Origin of the sequence: Allochromatium vinosum DSM 180, from assembly GCF_000025485.1 — a bacterium.
GTDB lineage: Bacteria > Pseudomonadota > Gammaproteobacteria > Chromatiales > Chromatiaceae > Thermochromatium > Thermochromatium vinosum.
The window spans coordinates 2,149,015-2,166,352 of the sequence record NC_013851.1 but is presented as its reverse complement, the minus strand read 5'-3'; the positions used below and the strand labels follow the sequence as shown (position 1 = coordinate 2,166,352).

The window sequence follows — 17,338 nt, the reverse complement described above, 5'->3', positions numbered from 1 at the left end:
GATGTCGAAACGTATCGCCGCACTGCTCATGCTCGTCGTCCTCGTCGCCGGCTTTCTCGCTGGGGCGTTATGGCGCGACTATCGCTGTTTCCTGTCGACGCCGATCCAGGTGGGGGAGGAGCGTGTCCTGTTCGACGTACCGCGCGGGACGTCATTGCGCACCCTGGCCAAGCGTCTGCACGAGCAGGGACTGATCGAGCGTCCGACCTATTTCATCGCGCTGGCCTATCTCCAGGGCGATCAGGGGCGGCTCAAGGCGGGTGAATATGCACTCACGCGCGACATGACGCCGCCGCGCGTCCTGGAACAGCTCACCTCGGGCCGGGTGGTCGAATACAGTCTCACCCTGGTCGAGGGCTGGACCTTCCGGCAGGCACTGGCGGCGCTCGACAGTCACGAGGTCTTCGGCCGTGGCGCCAAGCTTTCGGAGCTGTCCGATGCCGAGATCATGGCCCAGATCGGACGTCCCGAGGAGCATCCCGAGGGACTGTTCTTCCCGGATACCTATCGCTTCCCACGCCAGACCAGCGCGCTCGACATCCTCAAGCGCTCGCTCGCCCGGATGGACCGGATTCTGGCCGAGGAATGGGAGAAGCGTGCGCCGAACCTACCGATCACGACACCCTATGAAGCCCTGATCCTGGCTTCGATCATCGAGAAGGAAACCGGGCTGGCCGGCGAGCGCGCGCGTATCGCCGGTGTCTTCACCCGTCGCCTCCAGCGCGGCATGCGGCTCCAGACTGATCCGACCGTCATCTATGGGATGGGTGAGCGTTACGACGGCAACATCCGCCGTGCCGATCTGCGCGAGGCGACACCCTACAATACCTATGTCATCGCTGGTCTGCCGCCCACGCCCATCGCGCTGGTCGGACGCGAAGCGATCCGCGCGGCGCTCAATCCTGAAGCCGGTGATGAGCTGTATTTCGTCGCCAAGGGTGATGGCAGTCATGTTTTTTCGCGCACGCTCGACGAGCACAACCGGGCGGTGCGTCGCTATATCCTGAACCGGGGTGACTGATGGACGGACACGGACGCTTCATCACGCTCGAAGGCATCGAAGGCGCGGGCAAGTCGACCCAGATCGCGCCCCTGGCCGAGCTGTTGCGCGCGCGCGGGCTGAACGTGCTTACCACCCGCGAGCCGGGCGGTTCTGCGCTCGCCGAGCGTCTGCGCGCGCTGCTGCTCGACCCGGACAACCAGGGCATGAGCGAGACGACCGAGCTGCTGCTGATGTTCGCCGCGCGTGCCGACCATCTGGACAGATGCATCCGCCCCGCGCTCGCGGCGGGCGGCTGGGTGCTCTGCGACCGTTTCACCGATGCCACCTATGCCTATCAGGGCGGCGGGCGCGGGATCGATCCGGCGCGCATCGCCCTGCTCGAGGATCTGGTGCAGGGCGATCTGCGACCGGATCTGACGCTCGTCTTCGACCTGCCGCCCGAACTGGGGCTGGGACGCGCCAAGTCGCGCGCCGGCCAGACCGATCGGTTCGAGTCCGAGACCCGGCGCTTCTTCGAGACGGCACGCGCGGTCTATCTCGAACGGGCGAGGGCCAATCCGGAGCGCTATCGCGTGATCGACGCCACGGCATCGCTCGAAGCGGTGACGCGCGCTGTCGCCGCCGAACTGAACGCCTTCGTCGATTCGCTGGAGTCGCGCCCGTGAGTGCGACGCGCGCCGAATCCGCTCCATCGAAATCTGCCGCGCCGTCGCCACGACCATTCGACGTTCCCTTGCCCTGGACCGACGCGATCTGGTCGCGGCTGCAAGCCGCGCGTGCCGCTGATCGGCTGGCACATGGGCTGCTGATCTCGGGGCCGAATGGGGTCGGCAAGCGTGCGCTGGCCCGTGCACTGGCCCAGTCGCTGCTGTGTCAGACCCCAAGCGCCCAGGGCCTGGCCTGCGGCCAGTGTGCCGACTGCCGGCTGCTGGCCGCCGGCAGCCATCCGGATCTGATCGAGGTCGGCCCGGACCCGGAGAGCAAGTCGGGCGAGATCCCGATCGATGCCGTGCGGCTGTTCGCCGAGCGCGAATCCCTGACCCCGAGCCGGGCGCTCTTCAAGGTCGTCCTGATCGATCCGGCCGACCGACTCAATCAGGCCGCCGCCAATGCGCTGCTCAAAACGCTGGAGGAACCGACCGGGCATACCGTCCTCTGTCTGATCGGCGAACGTATCGGGCGTCTGCCGGCGACCATTCGCAGTCGCTGTCTGCTGATTCCCGTCCCCATCCCGGATGAAGCCCAGGCGCTGAGCTGGCTGGCGTCGCGCGCGCCGCGTGCCGACTGGCCGTTGCGTCTGCGTTTGGCGCATGGCGCCCCATTGCGCGCGCTCGCCGAAGCGGCCGACAGCGCACGGCTGGAACAACGCGGCCAGTGTCTGGATGGATTGCTGGAGATCGCACGCGGACGTGGCGATCCGGTCACGATCGCCGGACGCTGGAACGAGATCGGCGCCGGCCGTATCCTTGACTGGCTCGCCGGCATCATGGGAGATCTGCTGCGCCTGGGTGTCTGCGCCACACCGCCCCGGCTCGATCACCCGGATCGACAGGACGACTTGGCGGCGCTGGCGCAACGGCTCGATCCGGCGGCGGCGCACCGTTTTCTCAAGCGGATACTGGAAACGCGCGCGCTGGGCGAGAGCAATCTCAATCAACAGTTGCTGCTGGAATCCCTGGCCCTCGACTGGGCGCGGATCGGCCAGTCGGCACGAACCGGGACTGGAGGATCGAGCGGATGAGCACTTCCAATCCACTGGGCGGACTCGGTGGTCAACAACGCATCCTGAGCTTCGCCATCAAGGACAAGAGCGCCCTCTACGCCTCTTACATGCCTTTCATCAAGAATGGCGGACTCTTCATCCCCACCAACAAGAGCTATCAGCTCGGCGACGAGATCTTTCTGCTGCTCCAGCTGATGGACGAACCCGATCGTATCCCGGTCGCCGGGCGCGTGATCTGGATCACGCCGACCGGTGCCGAGGGCAACCGCGCCGTCGGGGTCGGCGTGCAGTTCAACGATCAGGATAAGGGGGCCACCCGGCGTAAGATCGAGGAATATCTGGCTGGCGCGCTCGCTTCCGAACGTCCGACTCATACCCTCTAGTTTCACCCGGCCGCATCCAGGCAGTTTTTTCGCTTTCGGAGGCTCATCGTGTTGAACGATCTGACTATCCGCACGCGTCTTACGGGTTTTACCATCCTGCTGATTCTCGTCGTCGGCCTGAGTCTGCTGACGCTCTCGCGACACAGTGCCATGCGCATGGCCAACACTATGGCGGATCACACCCTGCGCATGAAGATCGAGGGGGATATCGCCTCGGCGCGCGCACGTCTGGCCTGCGAATGGGGCGGGCTGCGCCTGCACAACGGCGCTCTGGTGAATGGTCGGCAACAGCCGGTGGCCGATCACTTCGATCTGGTGGATACCCTGAGCCGGGAACTGGGGGTTTTGGCCACGTTATTTGTACGCGAAGGCGGCGACTTCACCCGTGTCAGCACCAGTATCCGTCTGCCGGATGGCCGGCGGGCGGTGGGTACGGTATTGGGGCGGGACAGCGCCGCCTTTGCACCGGTTTCGGCCGGACAGCGCTATATCGGCGAAGCATGGATCCTGGGTGCTCCTTACCTCACCGTCTACGATCCGATCCTCGATGCTTCGGGTGAGGTGATCGGCATCCTGTTCCTGGGCATTTCCAGGGAGCAGATCGACACCATCGTCGGCCGGGGTGTCAGGCAGATGCTGGGGCAACTCAGCCTGGGCTTGGTGGTGGTGATCGGTCTGGGCTTTATAGCCTCGTTTTTCCTGTCCCGGATGATCATCAATCCGGTGCGCCAGGTTGCAGACACATTGCGCGAAATCGCCCAAGGGGAAGGGGATCTTACCCGGCGCCTCAAGGCCAGTGGCCACAACGAACTTGGCGACCTGGTACAGGCCTTCAATGCCTTCGCAGACAAAATTCATCGCCTGGTCAGGCAGGTGAGTTCGACCTCCTCGCAGGTCGCGGCGGCGGCGGAGCAGCTTTACGCGACCACGGATCAGACCTCGGAACAGGTGCGCCGCCAGCATTCGGAAACCGAACAGGTCGCCACAGCCATGAACGAGATGGCCACCACGGTTCAGGACGTGGCCCGCAACGCGGCCGAAGCCGCTCAAGCGGCCTCCAGCACCCAGGCAGAGGCCGTTTCCGGCGAAGCGGTGGTGCAGCAGACCATCCGCTCCATCGAGGATCTGGCCAATCAGGTGGAAAGCGCCACCCAGGTGATCGGCAGGTTGTCTGAGGACAGCGAGAACATCGGAAAGGTGCTGGAAGTGATCCGTAGCATCGCCGAACAGACCAACCTGCTGGCCCTCAACGCGGCCATTGAGGCAGCCCGGGCTGGTGAGCAGGGACACGGCTTTGCCGTGGTGGCCGACGAAGTCCGTACCCTGGCCAGCCGGACCCAGAGTTCCGCCAAGGAGATCCAGGAGATGATCGAGCGCCTGCAAGGCAGCGCGGCCGGCGCCGTCACGGTGATGGAGGATGGACGAGGTAAGGCGCGGGACAGCGTGATTCGGGCGGACAAGGCCGGTCAGTCCCTGCAGACCATTTCCAGTGCGGTGAACAACATCAGCGATATGAATGCGCAGATCGCCAGCGCCGCCGAACAGCAGTCGGCCGTGACCGAGGAGATCAATCGCAACATCACCAACATCGCTCATTCCGTGGAGCAGACCTCCTCGGGTTCGGATCAGGTCGCCCGAGCCAGTGAAGAGCTGGCGCGCCTAGCGGCCGAACTGCAATCTGTGGTGGGGCGGTTCCGGGTCTAGACCTAGACGACCATGCGCTTGCGGAATTTCACAGCGTACTGATCCGCACCTCGTACACCCCGCCGATCACCACATATTCATCCTCGCCCCTGAGCAGGCCCGGCAGGAGCTGGTTGTAGCAGAAGACCTTGGCCAGGGGCACCTCCACCTCCAGGATGTAGTCGCCGAACTCGTCGGCGCGCTCACGCTCGCGGGTGAAGCTGTTGAGATTGTTGAGCAGCACCCGATAGCGCGAGCGCTCGGCGCGTTCCAGGATCTCATGCTCGTCGATGCGGTTGATGCCGCGATAGAGCCGGACATGGCTCTGTTCAGGATGCGCGCGCGCCAGTTCGTACTGGCAGTAGGCATAGAGCAGATCGAGCTGTGACTCCAGCGCGTTGGTCGCATAGAGACCGCGTGAACCCTCATACAGATAGCGCTGATAACACTCCCCGCCGCGCTCCAGCAGCGATCCGGCGTGATGACGCGCCAGCAGCCCAAAGCGGCTCTCCACCCAGCGCTTGAGCACCGCGCCCTCGCGTCCATCCGAATCGAACGACCAGCCGCGCACCAGCCGCCGATAGTTGGCCTTGATCCGTGCCGGTTTCTTACGGCCCGGCATCGACCCCGCTTCCTCCGGCTCTTCGAGCAGGAACCACACCGTCATGTAGTCCATGAAACGCTGGGCGCGCTCGGTCGCGTCCGGCAGGCCGTCGAGCATCCGGAACAGCCCGGCGTGCAGATCGCGGATGCCGTCGATCTCCAGCGCCACCGGATGACGCTGGAAGCTGAGACTGCCGAGGATCACCGCCGGCAGGTTGCAGCGATTGATCGGCTGGCGGGCACTGGGCGGGAGCGTGGGCGGCGGCGGCTCGTCGTGTCGGATTTGTCTGTCGGTCTCCATACAGCCCCTAAGGCTTTGTCGTGGATGCGACCATCACGAACGGCGGGGGTCGCCTGACAAAAGCGCAATCAAATCAGGATTTTATATTATTTTCAGACATTGGCATGGCATCTGCTTTAGTTGCTGGCGAGTGAGTCACTCATTCGATCCCAGCCACAGCGAACCAAGAGGAAAATCACCATGGCAATGCGTCAATGCGCCATCTACGGCAAAGGCGGTATCGGCAAGTCCACCACCACCCAGAATCTGGTGGCCGGTCTGGCCGAGCTGGGCAAGAAGGTCATGATCGTCGGCTGTGACCCCAAAGCCGACTCGACCCGTCTGATCCTGCACTCCAAGGCACAGAATACCATCATGGAGATGGCCGCCGAAGCCGGTTCGGTCGAAGACCTCGAACTGGAAGATGTGCTCAAGGTCGGCTACGGCAACATCAAGTGCGTCGAGTCCGGCGGTCCTGAGCCGGGTGTGGGTTGCGCCGGTCGCGGCGTCATCACCGCCATCAACTTCCTGGAAGAAGAAGGCGCTTACGAGGCCGATCTGGACTTCGTGTTCTACGACGTACTCGGCGACGTGGTCTGCGGCGGATTCGCCATGCCGATCCGCGAGAACAAGGCCCAGGAGATCTACATCGTCTGCTCCGGCGAGATGATGGCCATGTTCGCCGCCAACAACATCGCCAAGGGCATCGTCAAGTACGCCAGCTCCGGCGGCGTGCGTCTGGCCGGTCTGATCTGCAACAGCCGCAACACCGCCCGCGAAGACGAACTGATCATGGAGCTGGCCCGTCAGCTCGGCACCCAGATGATCCACTTCGTGCCGCGTGACAACGTGGTGCAGCGCGCCGAGATCCGCCGCATGACGGTCATCGAGTACGACCCCAAGTGCAAGCAGGCCGACGAGTACCGCGCCCTGGCCAACAAGATCATCGACAACAAGATGTTCGTCGTGCCCACGCCGATCTCGATGGATGCGCTCGAAGACCTGCTGATGGAATTCGGCCTCATGGACGGCGAGGACGAGAGCATCATCGGCAAGACCGCCGCCGAGGAAGCCGCTGTCGCTTGAAGCGAGCCGGGCGAACACTGAACTCCAACACGATCGAATTTCAAGCCGGGAGTCCGCGAATTGGCGGCACGGCGGGAGAATCCACAATGGCGACATTGACTCGCGACGAGGCTCAGGCACTCATCCAGGAAGTGCTCGAAGCCTATCCGGACAAGGCGAAGAAGGATCGCGCCAAGCACTTGGCCGTCAACGATCCTTCGGTCGAGCAGTCCAAGAAGTGCATCATCTCCAACCGCAAGTCCCAGCCGGGCGTCATGACCATTCGCGGTTGTGCCTATGCCGGTTCCAAGGGCGTGGTCTGGGGTCCGATCAAGGACATGGTCCACATCTCGCACGGTCCGGTCGGCTGCGGCGCCTATTCGCGCGCCGGACGCCGCAACTATTACGTCGGTCACACCGGCGTCAACGTCTTCGGCACCATGAACTTCACCTCGGACTTCCAGGAGAAGGACATCGTCTTCGGCGGCGACAAGAAGCTCGAAAAGCTCATCGACGAGATCAACGCGCTCTTCCCGCTGGTCAAGGGCATCAGCGTCCAGTCTGAGTGCCCCATCGGTCTGATCGGTGACGACATCGAAGCCGTGTCCAAGAAGAAGGGCAAGGAACTCGACAAGCCGATCGTGCCGGTGCGTTGCGAAGGCTTCCGTGGCGTCTCCCAGTCGCTCGGCCATCACATCGCCAACGACGCCATCCGTGACTGGGTCATCGGCAACCGCGACGGTGACACCTCGTTCGAGCCTGGTCCCTACGACGTGGCTGTGATCGGCGACTACAACATCGGCGGCGACGCCTGGGCCTCGCGCATCCTGCTCGAAGAGATGGGTCTGCGTGTGGTCGCCCAGTGGTCCGGCGACGGCACCCTGTCGGAGATGGAGCTGACCCCCAAGGTCAAGCTCAACCTCATCCACTGCTACCGCTCGATGAACTACATCAGCCGCTTCATGGAAGAGAAGTACGGGATTCCGTGGATGGAATACAACTTCTTCGGCCCGACCAAGATCGCCGAGTCGCTGCGCAAGATCGCCGCCTTCTTCGACGAGACCATCCAGGCCAACGCCGAGAAGGTCATCGAGAAGTACAAGGCCGAGTACGACGCCGTCATCGCCAAGTACCGTCCACGCCTGGAAGGCAAGAAGGTGATGCTCTACGTCGGCGGTCTGCGCCCGCGTCACGTCGTCGGCGCCTATGAAGACCTGGGCATGGAAGTGGTCGGTACCGGCTACGAGTTCGCGCACAACGACGACTACGACCGCACCATGAAGGAAATGGGCGAGGCGACGCTGCTCTACGACGACGTCACCGGCTACGAGTTCGAGGAATTCGTCAAGAAGGTCAAGCCCGACCTGATCGGCTCCGGCATCAAGGAGAAGTACATCTTCCAGAAGATGGGCGTGCCCTTCCGCCAGATGCACTCCTGGGATTACTCCGGCCCCTATCACGGCTATGACGGCTTCGCCATCTTCGCCCGTGACATGGACATGACCGTGAACAATCCCTGCTGGAACAGCATGCAGGCTCCCTGGCTGAAGTCGGCCGCCGGCGCCTGATTCGGAAATATGAACCGCCAGGGCGCGAAGGACTGAGAGCCATCGAAAGCCCAGCGCCTGAGCGGTTCCAGAAACCAATTTCCAGGATTCCCAACTTGATGTCGTCGTCCGCGGATTAGCGGCGCGGCAGGAGCACCCCCATGAGCCAGACCGTCGATAAGATCAAGCCTTGCTACCCGCTGTTCCGTGACGCGGACTATGTCGAGAACCTCGCCAAGAAGCGCGAGCTGGTCGAAGAAGTGCCCTCGATGGACAAGATCGAGGAGACCTTCGCCTGGACCACCACCAAGGAATACCAGGAGCTGAACTTCAAGCGCGAAGCGCTGACCATCAACCCGGCCAAAGCCTGTCAGCCGCTCGGCGCGGTGCTGTGCGCGCTCGGCTTCGAGAAGACCCTGCCCTATGTGCACGGTTCGCAGGGCTGCGTGGCCTATTTCCGCACCTACTTCAACCGCCACTTCAAGGAGCCGGTCGCCTGTGTGTCGGACTCCATGACCGAAGACGCGGCGGTGTTCGGCGGTCAGAAGAACATGTTCGACGGTCTGGAGAACGCCAAGGCGCTCTACAAGCCCGAGTGCATCGCGGTCTCGACCACCTGTATGGCCGAGGTCATCGGTGACGACCTCAACGCCTTCATCGGCAATGCCAAGAAGGAAGGGCACATTCCGCCCGAGTTCCCGACGCCGTTCGCGCACACCCCGAGCTTCGTCGGCAGCCACACCACCGGCTGGGACAACATGTTCGAGGGCTTCCAGCGCTATTTCACGCTCAACGAGATGGACGACAAGGTCGTCGGCTCCAACGGCAAGATCAACATCGTGCCCGGCTTCGAGACCTATCTCGGCAACTACCGCGTCATGCACCGCATGATGCAGGAGATGGGCGTCGGCTACAGCCTGCTGTGCGATCCGACCGAGGTGCTCGATACCCCGGCCGACGGCGAGTTCCGCATGTATGCCGGCGGCACCCCGATCGCCGACATGAAGGACGCGCCCAACGCCATCGACACCCTGCTACTCCAGCCCTGGCAGTTGCCCAAGACCAAGAAGTTCGCCGAGATCACCTGGAAGCATCCGGTCAGCCACGTCAACATCCCGATGGGGCTGGAGTGGACCGACGAATTCCTGATGACCGTCTCGCGTCTGACCGGCAAGGAGATCCCCGAGTCGCTGGCCAAGGAGCGCGGTCGTCTGGTCGACATGATGACCGACAGCCACACCTGGCTGCACGGCAAGAAGTTCGCCCTCTACGGTGACGCCGACTTCGTGCTGGGTCTGACCAAGTTCCTGCTGGAGCTGGGCGCCGAGCCGACCCACATCCTCTGCAACCAGGCCAACAAGCGCTGGAAGAAGGAAGTGGAGAAGGTGCTGGCCTCCTCGCCCTACGGCGCCGGCGGCACCGTCTACATCGGCGCTGACCTCTGGCACCTGCGCTCGCTGTGCTTCACCGACAAGCCGGACTTCCTGATCGGCAACAGCTACGGCAAGTTCATCCAGCGCGACACCCTGCACAAGGGCAAGGAGTTCGAGGTACCGCTGATCCGGCTCGGCTTCCCGATCTTCGACCGTCATCACCTGCATCGCATGACGACCCTGGGCTACGAGGGCGCCATGTACATGCTGACGACCATCGTCAACGCGGTGCTGGAGCGTCTGGACGACGAGACCCGCGAGATGGGCGTGACCGACTTCAACTACGACCTGGTGCGCTGAGTCGGGAGTCTGGAACCTGGAGCGTCCTCCCAACGCTTCGGGTTCCCGTGTCCGAACCGAGAAACGAGGCGAGATCCCGATGCCCAACGTGATGATTCGCAAGAACGACGCCGGAGACCTGCTCTTCTACGTCGCCAAGAAGGACATGGAGGAGACCATCGCCTCCGTGGAGACCGATACATCCGAGACCTGGGGCGGCGAGGTGGTGCTGACCGACGGATCGCGCTGGTACATCGATCCGATCAGCCCGCCGCCCAGCTTTCCGACCACCCTGCGCTTCAAGCGCGGGGATGAGTGAACCGAATACAGGAGACATCCCATGGCCCTGAAGATCGTCAAGGAACTCTGCACCGCGTGCGGTGACTGCGAACCCGTGTGCCCGACCATGTCCATCTCGCCCTTCAAGGGCGTCTACAAGATCGACGCCAGCACCTGTAGCGAATGCGAGGGTGATGGCGAGCCCGGCACCCCGCAGTGCATGGAAGCCTGCATGGAAGACGACTGCATCGTTCCGGCCTGAGCCGGATGCCCCTCTCCCGCGAGGGGAGAGGGGCTCAAGACCACTGACCCAACGCCAACAGCAGGGGAAACGACATGGCCACCACCACGCTCACCGAGGACATGGCACTGCGCATCGGCCTGGCCGCGCGAACGCTGCCGGACACCGATCCAGCGCGACTGCTGCGGGTGCTGGCCGAACTCGTCGGACTGCCGCCGAGCGCCGAGCGGCTGGCTACGGTCAGGGTCAAGGATCTGAAGCAGGCCGGTGACGGCGAATTCGCCCATCTCGATCAGAGCGAACTCAGGGCGGCGCTGGCCATCCTCCAAGGCGAGGGCGTCGAGCAGCCCGACCCACCGCCCGCCGTCGAACCCTATGCCGAAGGCGACATGCCCGACTCGATCCGTGTGGCCTGTGCCTCGGATCACGGTGAGGAACTCGACGGGCACTTCGGTGCGGCGCGCCGCTTCTTGGTCTATCAGGTCTCGGCGAGCGAGATCCGCCTGATCGACGTGCGCACGGTCGACGAGTCCCAGGCGGGCGATGATCGCAACGCCTATCGCGCCGGACTGATCGCCGACTGTCAGGTGCTCTATGTCGCCTCCATCGGCGGCCCGGCAGCAGCCAAGGTCGTCAAGCGCGACATCCATCCGATCAAGGATGCACTCGGCGGCCCGATCCGCGAACGCTTGCAGGCGCTGCAAGGCATTCTCGCCGGCAAGGCACCGCCCTGGCTGGCCAAGGTCATGGGTCATGCGCCCGAGGCGCGCGTGCGCTTCGAACGCGACGAGGCCGAGGCATGATCGAGTCCATCCAGATCCAACAGATCGCCGAGATCGTCCGCCGCGCCGGTCTCAATGACCAGACGCTCTCGATGCTGCGCGAGCATTTCAGCGACCTGCATTTCAGCTACTGTCTCGACGACGAACTGGGCGCCGACGAGCCCTTTCTCGCCGATGAGGATTTCAACCTCTATCTGGTCGATGGGCGCGCGCACTGTCTGAAGCTCACGCGCGATCCCGAGTGCGCGACCGGGCTGCTGCTCGCGGAGGTTGAGGCCCATGCCTGAGACGTCGAGCGCCCAGACATCAGCCGCCGTCGCCGACCCGAGCGTGCGGCTTGCCCAGGTGTGTCGGGATCTGGCTGCCGGCGCCGGAATGGACGCACTGCTGGCGGCGGTTCAGGCCGAACGGCCCGATCTGGAGATCCGGCACGTCATGACCCGCGCCGGCTGGCATCGGCTCGGCGGTGTGGTGGATCTGGAGGGCAACCGCATCGCCCACAACCTCGGCGAGTGGGCCGAGTCGGAATCGGGCGGCGATATCGACGAACTGCTGTTCAAGCTCTCCGACGTCCGGTATTTCGCCACCCGGCTCAATGGCCGCACTCACTATCTGGTCGCGCCGACCGGATCGCAGGCACGCGATTTCATCCAGATCGAGATCGAGGAGCTGCAAGAGGTCATCGACCGCACGCTCACGGACCCGGACTGGTTCCCCGAGACGCTGGCCGAGTTCGTCGATCCGTTCGAGTTTCCGCGTCTCGAACCCGAACCGATCGGCGAGCCGCGTTTTCTGTTCCGCCGTCTGACGCATATCCCGGACCTCATCGGTTCGCCCGACGCCGGGCGCAAGCTGGTGCGCTTTCTCGACGACTGGGATCGCAGCTCAGCGACAGAGTCCGAGGCGTTCTGCCATCACTGGGTGCTGGCGATCCGCGAATACCAGGATCGCGACGGCGAGGGACGGATGAGCGCCAAGCCGGTCTCGGCCTTGACGGGTCGCATCCCGGCGCTGCCCGATGGCGCCGTCGCGCGTGGTGCCAAGCTGGCCAATCAGATCCACGGCTTCGATCGCGAGGCCGGCTATCCCTTCGCCTGGTACTTCCACATGCTCACCAGCCGCGAGGTCTCGCACAAGCTGGCCGAGGCCGTCCATGCCGATCTCATGGGCGCCTACGACTATCTGCCGGCGCGTGACCTCAGAGTCCTGCGCGACTGGTATCGCGAACCCTACGGGCTGTGACCGGGCCGCCGAGGTCAGACGCGGCCTGACCGCCCCAATTGCGTTCTGCAACCCGGTATAGCAGTATGCCGACCGACGGCGCACTCTCGGTCATGTTCACTCGCTGATTTCTGTCATCGATCCCTTTTGTCGGTGCCCCGAGAATTGCGCTGAATTGGTGCTATCTCAACCGGCGAGAGCCTCATGGCTGTATCGATTCCTCCCGATGACTCCAGCGGCGAACAGACAGGCGCCGAGCAGGCGCTGCGCGAGAGCGAGGAGCGCTACCGCAGTCTGGTGGAGAGCCTGCCGGACATCGTCTATTCCTTCTCCGACAAGCGCGGCGGGGTCGTTTGGTCGGCGCGCGTCGAGGCGGTGCTCGGCTACAGTCTCGCTGAACTCCAGGCCAATCCCTATCTGTGGAACCAGTCGATCCATCCTGATGATCGACCCAGAGTGCAGGCCGTGATCGCCGCTTTCAAACAGGGCGCCCATTTCGATCTGGAATATCGCATCAAGGACCGCTGGGGACAGTGGCGCTGGTTGCACGATCGGTCCATTCAGCGACGGCTGGTCGGCGATGAGGTCATTCTCGACGGCCTGGCGAGCGACATCACCGAGCGCAAGCAGACCGAGCGGGCGCAGGTCGAAGCCAAGCTCGCCGCTGAGGCCGCTACGGCGGCCAAGAGCGACTTCCTGGCGCACATGAGCCACGAGCTGCGTACACCCCTGAATGCGGTCATCGGGCTGACCCAGGTGCTGGAACAGGCGAACCTGCCGCTGGAACAGCGTTCCCTGGTGCAGCGCATCCGGCTCGCCGGTCAGGCCATGCTCCAGATCAGCAACGACATCCTGGATCTGGCCAAGATCGAAGCCAATCAGCTTGCCATCGCGTCACGTCCCTGTACGCTCAGCGGATTGCTGCAACGGCTCGAATCGCTCCAGGGCGAGGCGGCGCGCGCCAAGGGAGTCACGCTGGAGATCGCGCCCGCGCCGGCGTTGAGCGGTCAAGTGCTGACCGATCCGCTGCGTCTGGAGCAGATTCTGGCCAACCTGGTCAGTAACGCGATCAAATTCACCGATCGAGGGACCGTGCGGGTCTGGACCGAGACGCTGTCCGTCAGCGAGTCGAGCGCCCGTCTGCGCTTTGTCGTGCGTGATACCGGCATCGGCATTGCGCCCTCGGCGCTGGAACAGTTGTTTACACCCTTCATCCAGGCCGATTCGAGTATCACGCGCCGCTTCGGCGGAACAGGGCTGGGGCTCTCCATCAGCAAGCGTCTGGTCGAACTCATGGGCGGTACCATCGGCGTCGAGAGCTGTGAAGGGCAGGGCAGTACCTTTTGGTTCGAGCTGATCCTCGAACGTGTGGCCTCTGGTGCGCCCGAAGTGCCGGCGACCGTCCAGGCGCCGTGTCCGCGTGGTCAGCGTTTGGCGGGTTTGACCGTGCTGGCGGTGGACGACAACGCCTCGAACCTGGAGGTCATCACGCGGTTGCTGGCCCTGGAGGGGGCGAATGCCACCCCGGCGCGCCATGGTCGGGAAGCGTTGGAACAGTTGCGGGCGCATCCATGGCGTTTCGATGCCGTCCTGATGGACGTGCAGATGCCGGTGATGGATGGACTGAGTGCGACCCGTGCCATCCGCCGGGATCTGAAGCGGCCGGCCCTGCCCGTGATCGCTCTGAGCGCCGGTGTGCTGCGCGAGGAGCAGCAGCGTGCACGCGAGGCCGGCTGCAACGACTTTCTGGCCAAGCCGGTGGAACTGGAGCATCTGGTCGAGCGGCTGCTGCGCTGGGTCGGCGCCCGGATCTCGGGGTCCGCTCCTCGGAAACACGAGCCTGACGCGCCTGCCTGCTCTGAGTCCTGCTCTCCGCTTACCGGCCCCGTGCCTGGAATCGACCCCGAGCGCCTTGCCCAGCTCACTCAGGGCGATCCCGCCTTCACCCGGCGCCTGCTGTGCCGTTTTCTCGCCGACATCGACGACATTCCCCGCTTAGTCCGGGCCGATCTGGCCCAGGGCGCACACGCGAGTGCCGCCGCGCGACTGCATGGCCTGCGCGGGGCGGCTGTCAATCTCGGGGCGTTGGAGCTGGCCCGACACGCGGGGGCGCTGGAGGAGGCGGTCAAGGCGCATGGTCCGACGGATGATTCCGTACTCGACGGACACGCGACCCGGTTCACGGCCTGCTTCGAGCGTTTGCATCGGGCGCTCGTTGCCCATCTCGACACGGCCGAGTCCAGGCCGGCGGATGTCACGTCCGCCGCAACAGTGGATCGGACCAAATTGGGCAAGCTCCGTGCGGCCCTGGCCACCAATCGGCCACAGCCGGCACGGCGTCTCTTTGCAGAGCTGGAGCGGCATCTAATGGCCGTCCATGGCGAGCAGACGACACAGGCGCTCGCGATGGCACTGGATGGACTGAGATTCGCCGAGGCACTTCAACTGTTGGATGAGACAGCCGAACTCTGATCTCCAGGGGCCGGCCTCCACATCAACGCGTCATCAACGCACTGGATTCCACGATGCCATCGATCTTCCACAGGTCGCTCGCCACCCGACTGGCCGGCGTGATTTTCGGTTTGACTCTGGTACTGCTCACCGCCTTGGCGTGGGGACTCGACCTTTACGCCCAGGCTGTGCTCGCGGGCGCCCACCCGTCCGGTGAGCCGGTCATCGGTGACGGCACCGATCTGAAGGCGCTCGGTCACAGCGCGGCGCTGCTGCGCCATGCCATCCTCATGGGAGCGGCGGCTGTGTTGCTGGCCATGGGGGCGGTCATCCTCGTCATGACCCGGCGTCTGGTGACCAAGCCGCTGCGGGCCGTCGCCGGCATCCTGGAGCGCATCGGCGCGGGCGATTACAGCAGCGACATGGCGACCAAACGCGTCGATGAGATCGGCCAGCTCCTGGTCTCACTGCTGAAGATGCAGACTCGGCTCGCTGAACGTGCCACGGCCGATCAGCGGACCCTGCATGCCATGCAGCGTCTCAAGAGCGCGCTCGACAAGGCTTCCACCAACATGATGGTCGCCGATAACGCCGGAACGCTGATCTATCTGAACGAGTCCTTCCACCGCATGATGCGCGAAGCCGAGGCCGACATTCGCCAGGTATTGCCGAACTTCAATGCTGAAGACCTCGCCGGTCGCGGCCTGACCGACTTCCATCGCAACCCCGCGCATCAGAAAGCGCTCCTGGAGCAGTTGGTCGGCACCTATATCGCGCAGATGCGCGTGGGACGGCGCACCTTCAAGCTCATCGCCAATCCGGTGTTCGACGCTCAGGGTGAGCGTGTCGGGACCGTGATCGAATGGATCGATCGCACGGCCGAAGTCATGGCCGAGACTGAACTCGACGTCCTGCTCGATGCGGCCGCGCGGGGCGACTTCAACCAGCGCTTGAGTCTCGAAGGCAAACAGGGATTCTTCCTGGATCTGGCGGAGGGCATGAACCATCTCACCGAGATCGTCACCACGGCGCTGGACGAACTGGCGGCCGTGCTCAAGGCGATCGCTCAGGCCGATCTCACGCGACGGATCGAATCGAACTACAAGGGACGCCTCGCCGAGCTCAAGCGCGACACCAACACGACCCTGGTTCAATTGGAGCGATTGGTCGGGCAGATCCGTGAGGCGAACGACGCCATCCATACCGCCTCCACCGAGATCGCGGCGGGCAATGCCGATCTCTCCGAACGCACCGAGGCGCAGGCGAGCAGCCTGGAGCAAACCGCCAGCGCGATGCATCACTTCAACGTGACCATCCAGCAGAATGCGCGCAATGCCGATGCGGCGCTTGAACTCGCGCAGCGTGCGAACGAGCAGGTCGCTTCGGGCGGTGCGCTCGTCGCGCGCGTCGTCGAAACCATGGGGCGGATCCAGGAGTCGAGCAAGCAGATCTCGGACATCGTGGGGGTCATCGACAGCATTGCGTTCCAGACCAATATCCTGGCGCTGAACGCCGCCGTGGAAGCGGCGCGGGCCGGTGAACAGGGGCGCGGCTTCGCGGTCGTCGCCGCCGAGGTCAGGGGACTGGCTCAGCGCAGCGCCCAGGCGGCGAAGGAGATCAAGTCTTTGATCGCCGATTCCGTCCGCCAAGTGGACGACGGCGCCGGACTGGTCGCTGAAACCGGTGCGAGCATGGACGGCGTCGTCGGCTCTTTCCGGCAGGTCGTGAACTTGATGAACGGAATTGCCGAGGCGAGCCGCGAGCAGAAAACGGGCATCGAGCAAGTCAATCAGGCGATCACCCAGATGGACGAGACGACACAGCGCAATGCCGCCTTGGTCGAGCAGGCGGCAGCCGCTGCCGAGAGCCTGCAAGAGCAGGCCGTGGCGCTGAACAGGATGGTGTCCATCTTCAAGTTGGACCCGATGCGTCTGGCGCATGAAGGACTCGACACGGCTGATGAGGGCACGATCAATTTCGATGATTTCGTGTACGCACACAAACAATGGTCGAAGAAGTTGCGTCGCGTCATCGAGGGGCGCAGTGAGCCGCAGGATCCGGAGGTCGTTTCCTGTGACGACAAATGTGCGCTTGGGCTCTGGATCTATGGCGCAGGTCGTCAGTTCCAGTCGGCGGCCGACTATGAGACCTTGCGGACCAAGCACGCCCAGTTCCACCAGTGTGCCGGTGATGTCCTGCGGCACGTCATCGTGGGGGATCGTGTCCAGGCCGATCTCATCCTCTCCGAGCGTCTGGCGCGGCTCTCCGATGAGACGGTGATGAAAATTCGTTGTCTGGAGCAGCACTATCGGCACAGTACGGCGGAACAGGTCGGGCGGTCGATGGGCGGGTGAGTCGCTCGCCC

The 17,338-nt window shown here is 64.0% G+C and carries 16 protein-coding genes; 15 read left to right on the top strand and 1 reads right to left on the bottom strand.

Going from position 1 to position 17,338, the window contains the following annotated elements:
* The first annotated feature begins 1 nt into the window (after position 1).
* The 5 genes from mltG (at position 2) to ALVIN_RS09365 (ending at position 4,813) form a co-directional block, all read left to right on the top strand.
* Positions 2–1,021 (top strand): endolytic transglycosylase MltG, encoded by a 1,020-nt coding sequence (gene mltG, locus ALVIN_RS09385; RefSeq protein WP_043796192.1) that lies wholly within the window; start codon positions 2–4, stop codon positions 1,019–1,021.
* Complete coding sequence (gene tmk / locus ALVIN_RS09380) at positions 1,021–1,668, top strand: dTMP kinase (protein ID WP_012971083.1); 648 nt, start codon at positions 1,021–1,023, stop codon at positions 1,666–1,668. Before mltG ends, tmk begins: the two co-directional genes overlap by 1 nt.
* 68 nt (positions 1,669–1,736) lie before the next feature.
* Positions 1,737–2,744, top strand: coding sequence for a DNA polymerase III subunit delta' (holB, locus tag ALVIN_RS09375; protein ID WP_223295198.1), 1,008 nt, complete (start codon positions 1,737–1,739; stop codon positions 2,742–2,744).
* The gene (locus ALVIN_RS09370; protein WP_012971081.1) at positions 2,741–3,109 is read left to right on the top strand and encodes a PilZ domain-containing protein; all 369 of its coding nucleotides are present in this window, start codon (positions 2,741–2,743) and stop codon (positions 3,107–3,109) included. Before holB ends, ALVIN_RS09370 begins: the two co-directional genes overlap by 4 nt.
* A gap of 48 nt (positions 3,110–3,157) precedes the next feature.
* Positions 3,158–4,813, top strand: a complete 1,656-nt coding sequence (locus tag ALVIN_RS09365; protein ID WP_012971080.1) for a methyl-accepting chemotaxis protein — start codon at positions 3,158–3,160, stop codon at positions 4,811–4,813.
* A 28-nt stretch (positions 4,814–4,841) separates the two neighbouring features.
* On the opposite strand, the gene ALVIN_RS09360 is transcribed toward ALVIN_RS09365, so the two are convergent.
* The gene (locus ALVIN_RS09360) at positions 4,842–5,696 is read right to left on the bottom strand and encodes an NAD(+)--dinitrogen-reductase ADP-D-ribosyltransferase (protein ID WP_012971079.1); all 855 of its coding nucleotides are present in this window, start codon (positions 5,694–5,696) and stop codon (positions 4,842–4,844) included.
* Between the two features lie 180 nt (positions 5,697–5,876).
* Between ALVIN_RS09360 and nifH the strand changes: the two genes are divergently transcribed.
* From nifH to ALVIN_RS09310, 10 genes are all read left to right on the top strand, one after another.
* A complete protein-coding gene (nifH, locus tag ALVIN_RS09355) occupies positions 5,877–6,761 on the top strand; it encodes a nitrogenase iron protein (protein WP_012971078.1) in 885 nt (294 codons plus the stop codon).
* An 86-nt stretch (positions 6,762–6,847) separates the two neighbouring features.
* Positions 6,848–8,308 (top strand): nitrogenase molybdenum-iron protein alpha chain, encoded by a 1,461-nt coding sequence (nifD, locus tag ALVIN_RS09350; protein WP_012971077.1) that lies wholly within the window; start codon positions 6,848–6,850, stop codon positions 8,306–8,308.
* Positions 8,309–8,448: 140 nt separating this feature from the next.
* Entirely contained in the window at positions 8,449–10,020 is a 1,572-nt protein-coding gene (nifK, locus tag ALVIN_RS09345; RefSeq protein ID WP_012971076.1) for a nitrogenase molybdenum-iron protein subunit beta, read from the top strand.
* Between the two features lie 79 nt (positions 10,021–10,099).
* The gene (nifT, locus tag ALVIN_RS09340; protein WP_012971075.1) at positions 10,100–10,318 is read left to right on the top strand and encodes a putative nitrogen fixation protein NifT; all 219 of its coding nucleotides are present in this window, start codon (positions 10,100–10,102) and stop codon (positions 10,316–10,318) included.
* 21 nt (positions 10,319–10,339) lie between these two features.
* A complete protein-coding gene (locus tag ALVIN_RS09335) occupies positions 10,340–10,540 on the top strand; it encodes a 4Fe-4S binding protein (RefSeq protein WP_012971074.1) in 201 nt (66 codons plus the stop codon).
* Between the two features lie 74 nt (positions 10,541–10,614).
* The gene (locus ALVIN_RS09330; RefSeq protein ID WP_012971073.1) at positions 10,615–11,322 is read left to right on the top strand and encodes a dinitrogenase iron-molybdenum cofactor biosynthesis protein; all 708 of its coding nucleotides are present in this window, start codon (positions 10,615–10,617) and stop codon (positions 11,320–11,322) included.
* Positions 11,319–11,588 carry a DUF6129 family protein gene (locus ALVIN_RS09325; RefSeq protein ID WP_012971072.1) on the top strand — a complete coding sequence of 90 codons (270 nt, stop codon included), beginning with the start codon at positions 11,319–11,321 and terminating at the stop codon, positions 11,586–11,588. Before ALVIN_RS09330 ends, ALVIN_RS09325 begins: the two co-directional genes overlap by 4 nt.
* Positions 11,581–12,543 carry a hypothetical protein gene (locus ALVIN_RS09320; RefSeq protein WP_012971071.1) on the top strand — a complete coding sequence of 321 codons (963 nt, stop codon included), beginning with the start codon at positions 11,581–11,583 and terminating at the stop codon, positions 12,541–12,543. Before ALVIN_RS09325 ends, ALVIN_RS09320 begins: the two co-directional genes overlap by 8 nt.
* A gap of 183 nt (positions 12,544–12,726) precedes the next feature.
* Positions 12,727–14,994, top strand: coding sequence for a PAS domain-containing hybrid sensor histidine kinase/response regulator (locus tag ALVIN_RS09315; protein ID WP_012971070.1), 2,268 nt, complete (start codon positions 12,727–12,729; stop codon positions 14,992–14,994).
* 53 nt (positions 14,995–15,047) lie between these two features.
* The gene (locus tag ALVIN_RS09310; protein WP_012971069.1) at positions 15,048–17,327 is read left to right on the top strand and encodes a methyl-accepting chemotaxis protein; all 2,280 of its coding nucleotides are present in this window, start codon (positions 15,048–15,050) and stop codon (positions 17,325–17,327) included.
* Positions 17,328–17,338 lie beyond the last annotated feature (11 nt).

Excerpts from the sequence above, each read along its gene's own strand:
- ALVIN_RS09315 (WP_012971070.1), top strand. The coding sequence starts at position 12,727 with ATGGCTGTATCGATTCCTCCCGATGACTCCAGCGGCGAACAGACAGGC.
- ALVIN_RS09320 (WP_012971071.1), top strand. The coding sequence starts at position 11,581 with ATGCCTGAGACGTCGAGCGCCCAGACATCAGCCGCCGTCGCCGACCCG.
- mltG (WP_043796192.1), top strand. The coding sequence starts at position 2 with ATGTCGAAACGTATCGCCGCACTGCTCATGCTCGTCGTCCTCGTCGCC.
- tmk (WP_012971083.1), top strand. The coding sequence starts at position 1,021 with ATGGACGGACACGGACGCTTCATCACGCTCGAAGGCATCGAAGGCGCG.
- nifH (WP_012971078.1), top strand. The coding sequence starts at position 5,877 with ATGGCAATGCGTCAATGCGCCATCTACGGCAAAGGCGGTATCGGCAAG.
- nifD (WP_012971077.1), top strand. The coding sequence starts at position 6,848 with ATGGCGACATTGACTCGCGACGAGGCTCAGGCACTCATCCAGGAAGTG.
- ALVIN_RS09360 (WP_012971079.1), bottom strand. The coding sequence starts at position 5,696 with ATGGAGACCGACAGACAAATCCGACACGACGAGCCGCCGCCGCCCACG.
- ALVIN_RS09310 (WP_012971069.1), top strand. The coding sequence starts at position 15,048 with ATGCCATCGATCTTCCACAGGTCGCTCGCCACCCGACTGGCCGGCGTG.
- ALVIN_RS09330 (WP_012971073.1), top strand. The coding sequence starts at position 10,615 with ATGGCCACCACCACGCTCACCGAGGACATGGCACTGCGCATCGGCCTG.
- ALVIN_RS09325 (WP_012971072.1), top strand. The coding sequence starts at position 11,319 with ATGATCGAGTCCATCCAGATCCAACAGATCGCCGAGATCGTCCGCCGC.
- nifK (WP_012971076.1), top strand. The coding sequence starts at position 8,449 with ATGAGCCAGACCGTCGATAAGATCAAGCCTTGCTACCCGCTGTTCCGT.
- ALVIN_RS09335 (WP_012971074.1), top strand. The coding sequence starts at position 10,340 with ATGGCCCTGAAGATCGTCAAGGAACTCTGCACCGCGTGCGGTGACTGC.
- ALVIN_RS09370 (WP_012971081.1), top strand. The coding sequence starts at position 2,741 with ATGAGCACTTCCAATCCACTGGGCGGACTCGGTGGTCAACAACGCATC.
- nifT (WP_012971075.1), top strand. The coding sequence starts at position 10,100 with ATGCCCAACGTGATGATTCGCAAGAACGACGCCGGAGACCTGCTCTTC.